The organism is Dolichospermum sp. LEGE 00240 (assembly GCF_015207875.1).
Taxonomy (GTDB): Bacteria; Cyanobacteriota; Cyanobacteriia; order Cyanobacteriales; family Nostocaceae; genus Dolichospermum; species Dolichospermum gracile.
Window position 1 is genome coordinate 26,953 of sequence record NZ_JADEVZ010000057.1, and the last position, 7,475, is coordinate 34,427.

Annotated in this window: 3 protein-coding genes; all 3 read left to right on the top strand. The window is 35.6% G+C overall.

Annotated features, from left to right (window positions below):
- Nucleotides 1–154 precede the first annotated feature (154 nt).
- On the top strand, nt 155–1,837 hold the full coding sequence (locus IQ226_RS17625) for a serine/threonine-protein kinase (RefSeq protein ID WP_193897424.1): 1,683 nt from the start codon (nt 155–157) through the stop codon (nt 1,835–1,837).
- Nucleotides 1,838–2,026: 189 nt separating this feature from the next.
- On the top strand, nt 2,027–3,328 hold the full coding sequence (locus IQ226_RS17630; RefSeq protein WP_193897426.1) for a P-loop NTPase fold protein: 1,302 nt from the start codon (nt 2,027–2,029) through the stop codon (nt 3,326–3,328).
- Nucleotides 3,329–3,376: 48 nt separating this feature from the next.
- On the top strand, nt 3,377–7,475 hold a 4,099-nt coding region (locus IQ226_RS17635; RefSeq protein WP_193897428.1), incomplete at its 3' end, for a tetratricopeptide repeat protein.

The window sequence follows — 7,475 nt, forward strand, 5'->3', positions numbered from 1 at the left end:
AAGTTACTTACTCCTGCCGTATGTGTTAATATTGAGCAGAGGTTGAGCATTTAAAAAAAAGTCAATAACTTGATTTTAAATCCTCAAAAGTCAATCATCAGTAGTTTTGAGAGTTGATTGAGCGTTTTTTATATTTTAATCTTTAAAAGCCTTAATGGACGGTTGCTTCTCGGTTCACTGCATAAATCCCCATTGTCAACGTCCTTATCCTCAACCCTGGGGAAACAAATTCTGTAACAGTTGTGGCGCACCGCTGCATCTGTTAGATCGCTATTTCTCTCTTAAACCTCTCGGTGCGGGGGGATTTGCCCAAATTTACACAATTTGGGATGAAAAGACACAGACAGAAAAAGTGCTAAAGGTGCTAGTCGAAACTTCACCCAAGGCGCTGGAATTGTTCATTCAAGAAGCGGAAGTTTTAAGTAGTTTCCGCAATTCCGGTGTACCTAAAGTTGAGGCTGATGGCTATTTTCAAGTTAACTTAATTAATCCTAAACCCCATCAGTTACCTTGTTTGGTGATGGAAAAGATTAATGGCTACACTTTAGAAGAGGTATTAATAAATTATCCTCAAGGTTGTTCCGAAGATTTGGTAGTCGGTTGGTTTATTCAAGCTGTGTTGATTTTACAGGAGTTACATAAACGCCAAATTATTCACCGCGATATCAAACCTTCTAATTTGATGTTGCGGACTTCTACACCAGTATCTCCCGCCAAAAGTGATCAATTGGTGCTAATTGATTTTGGTGGTGCTAAACAATTTAGTGGGTCAGTTTTGCGATCGCACCCCACTTCTACACGCTTGTACTCTGCCGGCTATAGTCCCCAAGAACAAATTCGCGGCGGTAACATTGGACCATCGGCAGATTTTTATGCCTTGGGACGGACAATGATTCAACTACTTACCGCCAAATATCCATCCGAATTGGAAGATAGTTTAACTGGAAAATTGCGTTGGCGAAATTATCGGCAGATTAAGCCAGAGTTAGCGGATTTAATTGATGAAATGGTAGAAGATGATGTGCGATTACGTCCAGCAAATGCAGCTATTATTCATAAACGGTTATTAAGTATCGCTTCCCCCTCTCCACAGCAAAATTTATTCAGTAGTACGGGTAAATCTGTTGTCCAATCCATGACTGAATTTACCCAGGCTATAAGTAATACTACTTTATTGATAATTCAGGGAATATACAAATTTTTATCCGCTTGTTTGGCGACTGTTTGGGTAATGATACTGACAAGTATCTGCGCGGGAATCGGGACTATAATTGGTTTTGTCCTGGCTTACCATACCAGTTTAGGCGATCGCTGGCTAGAATTACTAACCTATCCATTACCAACATTAGTCAAAAATCAACCTTATATAGCCGCAGAAAGTATAGTTTATGGTTTTGCAGGTTTGGGAACAGGTTGGGGATTAACCTTATCAGGCTGTTTTGGACAAAAGCGGCGGTTTCTGATCACAGCTTTAATGGGCTTAATTGGCTACAGTTTAGGCTGGATAGCTTGTCAATTCATCACCACTCCAAATCCGGCGGAAAGCTTAGTCACATGGATTTTAATCTCACTTCCCCTATTAACCCTGGGTTTAGGTCTTCGCAGTCATCAAATCGCTTATGCTGTCATTGCAGGTTTAGGAAGCGCCAACCTCATAGCTATTTTCGTGCGTTTAGGATTGAGACTAAATTTATTCCATTTTTCCAGTCAACCACAAGGGCTGGATGTATTTTCACCCATAGGTTTTTTTAGTTTAGTGAGTATCTTAATTAGTTTTTCCTTGAGTATAAGCCATTACCTAGTTGTCCCTGCTTTACGCTGGCTAGGTTGGCGATAACAATTAAAAATTCTTGAAACCCTTGTAGAGACGTTCCATGGAACGTCTCTACGATCTTTTTAGGAGATGTCTTTTGTAATCCCCCTAGTGGAATATTTTTATTTTTATATAAGATTCCTACGGGCAAAAACAATACTAAAATAAAGATAATACCCTAAAACAGAGCTTTTTGCCCAGTTTATCACTAATATGAGTAATACCAATTTTTGGAAACCTGCCTACCAGCGATTCAAACCAGAAGAACCTCTGGCTACATCTGAAGAGTTGCAAAATTTCTACGTCCCCAGAGATAATAGTCCTGTAGACCAGCTTGTTAGTTTATTGGAAATGGAAGATGATCCAGTAAAATTTTTACTTGCAGGTCATCGAGGTGGCGGTAAAACTACTGAACTGCGACGACTAGAACAAAAATTAGCGAATACACATACTGTTATTTGGATAGATACCCAAACAGCGTTAGATAGATATAACATTGGCTATGCTGAAGTTGTAGTTTTGATTGGTTTGCAAATTGCACAGCAAGCTATTAAATCTAATTGGTTATTTAAAAAAGATAAATTATTAACAAGACTACAGGACGCACTCAAGACAGTAGTTTATCAAGATAAAGGTACTCAAACTGAAGGTTTGGGAATGCCAGAATTTATCGAAAAAGCAGGATTAATTCTCAAAGGTGGCTTAACTAGAGAAATCACTAAAACCGTTAATGTCCGTCCAAAATTAACGGAAATTATTGATAGCGTTAATGAAATTATTATCGCTGCTGAAAAAGAAAATAACCAAAAATTATTTATTATTGTTGATGGACTAGATAGACATGATTTAGTTACAGCTTTGGATATGTTTTCTAGTTCATTGCTGACAGAATTAAGCTGTCATATTATCTATGCAATTCCCATTGCTTTGCGATATTCGCCGAACTTTAGACAACCAATGGAAAGCTTTCAAAAATGTTTGGATTTGAATAATCCTCCCGTTTTTGAATGTGATAATAATCTATGTCCTACAAATAACCCTGATCATATAGGCAGACAAACTCTCGTGAATATAATTAATAAACGTCTCGATAGCTTAGGCTATGATTATCAAGGTTTATTTACACCTGATGCTTTAGAACTGATTTGTGAAAAAAGCGGTGGTGTGATTCGAGATTTAGTGAGATTAGCGCGGACTGCTTGTGAAATCGGACTGCGAAAAAGATTGAATTTAGTAGATTTGGACACTGCAAAATCAGCAGTGCAAGAAGTCCGCAGAGAATATAATTTAGATGATTATCAATATCCCGAAATTCATTCAGTACATATTACTGGAAAGTTAACCTCTAAAACCCACAGTTTACCACAAAAAGGCGAATTTATTATTTGTGATGAGCTTTTACAAAACAAACTCGTTTTGGGTTATTACAATTCTAGACAAAAATCTTGGTTTGATATTAATCCTATTTTGATAGAGGATTTACAACGTTGGCAAGAAGCTAACAATTTTCTGTAAAAACGTGACTATTTTGGAAAGATTACTAATTATCAACTGGTGCTAACTATGCTTTCTGATGACTCCAATTATATTTTGACCGAAGCTGATAAAGAAGAATTAGAAAAATTAGTCAGCATCTTAGAACTTTCCAGTGGAACAACAATTATTTTTGCTGTTGCACCAGAAAGTAGTCCTCAACATTTGGTTGTGCAACAGCTACAAGAAGATTTAAAAAAATGCGAAGTAAAATTTACTTTTGACAACTTTTTTTACAGTGAAAATTCTTTTCATAACTTCTTATATAGTTTAGATAACAATCTGCAACCGGAACGCAGATTAATCATGGCATTTGGTCTTGATCAATTGCCTACAGATAGGTTATTTAGAGAAATGCAGCGTTTAAACTTAGGACGAGAAGAGTTATTTGGTAGAAACTTAATATTAATTTTTTGGTTGAATCAAATTAACTTTCTAGATGAATTTCGTCAGCGTGCGCCGGATTTTTGGGATTGGCGAGAAAAAGTAGTACAATTTGAAACTCGTAATCCCTTACTTTATCCTTATTTAGAATGGCTAATTGCTGAAAACTCCTATCTCAAAATGAGTGGGGTAATGCAGGTGAATCGCCAAGTTGATATTTTCCTTGACCAGATTTATGTTTCCCTGCAAGCACAACGACGACAAGAAATTATTGATACTTCTGAAACTAGAGAAATTGAAGCGGTAACTGTTTTAAAATCTCCCTCTAATTTTACTAGAGTTAAAGGAACAGGAATTGATTTTGATGATTGGGATGAACCTGACTATTATCAACCTGTACGAGAAAAAACCATATCTATATCTAGTACCAAAACTATTACAGAAAAGGTTGAATTATCCCAGGCAGTCAAAGCAAATTCTTACAGCGTCATTTTAGGCGCTCCTGGTGCGGGTAAAACAACTCTTTTACGTTATTTAGCTTTGCATTTTGCCACAGCTAAAAGAGAGGATTTAGAAACAGTAATTGCTGGGGACACAAAGGAAGATTTAGGAAAAACTCTACTGCCTATTTTCTTTCGTATTGCTGATTATGCTGAGAAATTAAAACCACAACCAAATTTAACTTTAACTGAATATCTAGTCCAATTTTATCGTCAGTGGGAAACTCATTTTCAAACACAAACAGAAATGGGAACTGAGGTAGCAGCATTTTTATTAGATGCTATGCGTCAAGGAAAATGCTTAATATTGCTAGATGGTTTAGATGAAGTATTTGATCAAGAAAGTCGCAAAGAAATTGTAGAATCTATTAATCAGTTTGTTGATAAATTTCCTCATAACAAATATGTAATTACTAGCCGCATTGCTGGCTACCGTGACGTGCAACTAAGCAGCCGTTTTGCTGAATATATTATTGAAGATATGAGCAGCGAAAAGGTAGAACAGTTTTTATATCGCTGGTGTCGAACAGTAGAAAAAGCACAACAACCAGATGCTAGTGAAGAACAAATAGAAAGAAAAGGTAATGAACAAGCAGCAAATATTATAAACGCAGTTCAGGAAAATGAAGGTGTGAAGCGTTTAACAGCAAATCCCTTACTTTTAACTATTTTGGCACTGATTCACCGCAATGGGGAACGTTTACCTAACCGTCGGGTGAGGTTATATGAGTTAGCAGTGCAAACTTTGATAGAAGATTGGCAACTTAGTAAAAAATTACCAGATGCGCCAAAAGTCGTATTAAGAGAAACTGAAGTAGTAGAACTTTTAGCACCTTTAGCATATTGGATGCACGAAGAAAAGCCTTCTGGTTTAGTAACAGAAACGGAAGTGCAACAGCAACTAGCAACCAAAATGGCAGAACTAAATGATGCTGAACCAGAATCAGATTTAGTGCGTCAAGCTGTAGGAGAATTTCTGCGGAAAGTGAGGGAAACAACAGGTTTATTTGTGGAACGCGCACCTGGTGTTTATGGTTTTATGCACCTGACTTTTGAAGAATATTTTGCGGCTCGTTATATTGCAGATAATGACCAAAGTAAAATTCAAGAACTAATTCAACAACATCTCCATGAACCACGCTGGAATGAGCCAATTTTGTTGTCTTTAGGGTATTACGGAATTCATTCTCCTGGACAAGTTAAGAAATTAATAGATCAATTATTTAGCAATTTACAAGATTATCAACCTGCACTACAACATGGTGAGATAAAAATAAAAACCTCTGCTGATAATACAATTATTATTTACTTAAAAGCAGAAGATGATTCAGCAGAAATATTAAAAAATATAGAATTTAATTTGCAAGATTTATTTTTTGCAGGACAAGTTATTGCTGAAGTTGAAGTTAGTAATATTTTCCGCAAAAATGTTATTGAAAAATTAGTTATTACTTACATTGGTATAGATGATGATTTTGACAATGATCTAATTAAGCAACTCCTGCGAACACTACGAAAAATTGAACTATTTTATCAGAAAGGTGAAGTCATAGCCAAATTAACAGAAGTAGCTAATGATGTAAGCCTATCTCCAGAAATGCAGATTAAAGCAAAAACAGCTATTTTGTATGTTGCTTGCGGTCAATCAGTAGGATTAGATAATTATGTAACAAAAATTGTTAATCAATTAGAATCTTCGCTTTTTGATAGTATTAGAAATTTGGTAAAAGAACTGGGTGAAGAAATGACACCTAACCTAGAAATTAGCCGTCAATTTCATAATCATGATGAAAGTTATAAAATGGCATTAATTTTTATCACTGCGATGTCTTATGTCAGAAAAGAAAATTATGATAAAGCTATTACAATTTTTGAAGATATAGACCAAAAATCAAATAATAGTCTTAAATCATTTATTTATTGGTCTTTGGCTATATGTTATGAAGAGAAAGAAAATTATGATAAAGCTAATGAATATTATGATAAATGCAAAATAGCTGATGATAATCTATCAAATACATCATTTATTTTTTGGAGAAATTGGGGTTGGTGTCAGAAATCAAACAGCAAACATGAACAATCACTTGATTACTACCAAAATGCACTAAATATTATTAATAAAATTCAACATTTCAAATATAAAGCAAGCTGTCTTTTCAGTATAGGCAGAGTTTATCAAGATTGGGGTAAATACGAACAGGCAATCAGTTACCACGAACAAAGTCGGGAACTTTATCAACAATTAGGTAAAGAGAAAGATGTAGCTGATTTGTGGTATAATTTGGCTGATTGCTATAGAGAATGGGGAAAATATCAACAAGCTGTTGATTGTGAAAACCAAGATTTAGCTATTCGTCAGCAGTTGGATGACCAAGATAGAATTGCTCTTGCTTACTTTCAGCTAGGAACGATTTATCAAGGTTGGGGTAAATACGAACAGGCAATAACTTACTACGAAAAAAGTCTGGAACTTTATCAACAGTTAGGTAAAGAAGAAATTTTATGTAACTTGTGGTATTTGCTGGCTTATTGCTATAAAGAATGGGGAAAATATCAACAAGCTGTTGATTGTGAAAACCAAGATTTAGCTATTCATCAGCAGTTGGATGATCAAGTTAATATTGCCCGCGCTAACAATATGCTAGGAAGGATTTATCAAGGTTGGGGAAAATACGAACAAGCAACAAGTTACCACGAACAAAGTCGGGAACTTTATCAACAATTAGGTAAAGATGAAAATGTTGCTAATTTGTGGTATTGGCTGGCTGATTGCTATAGAGAATGGGGAAAATATCAGCAAGCTGTTGATTGTGAAAATCAAGATTTAGCTATTCATCAGCAGTTGGATGATCAAGTTAATATTGCCCGCGCTAACAATATGCTAGGAAGGATTTATCAAGGTTGGGGAAAATACGAACAAGCAATAAATTACCACGAACAAAGTCGGGAACTTTATCAACAATTAGGTAAAGAGAAAGATGTAGCTAATCAGTGGTATAACCTAGCTGTTTGCTATAGAGAATGGGGAAAATATCAACAAGCTGTTGATTGTGAAAACCAAGATTTAGCTATTCGTCAGCAGTTGGATGACCAAGTTAATATTGCTGATGCTTATTTTCAACTAGGAAGAATTTATCAAGGTTGGGGTAAATACGAACAATCAATCAGTTACTACGAACAAAGTCGGGAACTTTATCAACAATTAGATAAAGAGAAAAATGTCGCTGATTTGTGGTATTGGATGG

Bases quoted from the DNA above. Each gene is read 5' to 3' on its own strand.
- IQ226_RS17625 (WP_193897424.1), top strand. From the start codon at position 155: ATGGACGGTTGCTTCTCGGTTCACTGCATAAATCCCCATTGTCAACGT.
- IQ226_RS17630 (WP_193897426.1), top strand. From the start codon at position 2,027: ATGAGTAATACCAATTTTTGGAAACCTGCCTACCAGCGATTCAAACCA.